Genomic DNA, 1402 nt, shown 5'->3' with positions numbered 1-1402 from the left:
ACGGGTGGCGAAAAAAATGGCGACTTCAGATCTTACAACAAAAGCGGGCAGCTTATTTTAGAAGGCCGGTACGTAGATGGGAAACTTGATGGTGAAAATTCAGGTTATTTTGATAATGGTAATGTTGAGCATATTTATCATTATAAACTGGGCAGGAAAACAGGATTAAATATAGCACTTCATCCAAACGGTAACATTAAGAAGAAATCCATTTACAAGAATGGAGGTAAAAACAGTAAGGTAATACTTTTTTATAAAAATGGAAAAATCAAAGAAAAACAGTTTGTTAAAAATGAATTGAATACAGGAAAATGGAAGTACTATTATGCAAATAACAAGATCAAGCGGATTGAAAAATATGTAAATGGAAAATTGGTCTGGAAAAAAAGTTACCTGACTGCGTTATAAGAAACCCGCATCCCGACAGCATTTGGGATTTGAAAATCAATTATTTTATGTGTAAATCTTTGAAAAACTTAGTGTTTTAAATTTGATTTTCTAATTTGCAAAGATTTTTAAATGAAATGAAATTCTATAATAACAACTAACATATGAGCGCTATTAAAGAAACCAACTTCAAATTCCCAAACCAAACCGGCTTTTACAGGGGGAAGGTACGAGATGTTTACGAATTTAACGACAAATTAGTAATGGTTGTAACCGACCGCATCTCGGCATTTGATGTCATCCTGCCCCGGGCTATTCCCTTTAAAGGCCAGGTACTCAATCAACTTGCGGCTAAATTCCTGGAAGCTACATCAGATATAGTCCCAAATTGGGTTACTGATGTTCCCGACCCTTCTGTATCAATAGGATTAAGGTGTGCCCCATATCCTATTGAAATGGTTATCAGGGGTTACCTGGCAGGACACGCATGGCGGGAATACCGTTCTGACAAACGAATACTCTGTGGTGAGACCCTGCCTGACGGCCTTAAAGAAAACGATAAACTGCCAGAACCTATTATTACCCCTACTACCAAAGCGAGTGAAGGTCATGATGAAGATATTTCAAAAGATGAAATACTAAAAAATGGTCTGATCACGCCTGAAGATTACGAAAAATTAGAGCAATACACAAAAGCATTATTCCGGAGAGGCACAGAAATCGCCCGCAAAAGAGGCCTCATATTGGTGGATACAAAATATGAATTTGGCACCTCACCCCCAGCCCCTCTCCACTATCGTGGAGAGGGGAGAAAGAATGGAGAAGTGGCGACAAAGAACTATAAAATTTACCTTATAGATGAAATCCATACTCCGGATTCTTCAAGATATTTTTATATAGATGGCTATGAGGAAAGGCAAAAAAAAGGAGAACCACAAAAACAGCTTTCAAAAGAATTTGTTCGCCAATGGCTTATAGAAAACAACTTCCAGGGAAAACCCGGACAGGTTATTCC

General features: G+C 37.8%; 2 protein-coding genes. Both read left to right on the top strand.

The window, feature by feature from the left end:
• The coding region (locus FVQ77_17485; GenBank protein ID MBW8052097.1) for a toxin-antitoxin system YwqK family antitoxin at window positions 1–408 on the top strand (408 nt) is incomplete at its 5' end.
• Window positions 409–551: 143 nt separating this feature from the next.
• The coding region (locus tag FVQ77_17480; GenBank protein MBW8052096.1) for a phosphoribosylaminoimidazolesuccinocarboxamide synthase at window positions 552–1402 on the top strand (851 nt) is incomplete at its 3' end.

The sequence above is a fragment of the Cytophagales bacterium genome (assembly GCA_019456305.1).
Taxonomy (GTDB): Bacteria; Bacteroidota; Bacteroidia; order Cytophagales; family VRUD01; genus VRUD01.
Note: the sequence above shows the minus strand (reverse complement) of the source record. Positions and strands in the feature narration are given on the sequence as shown.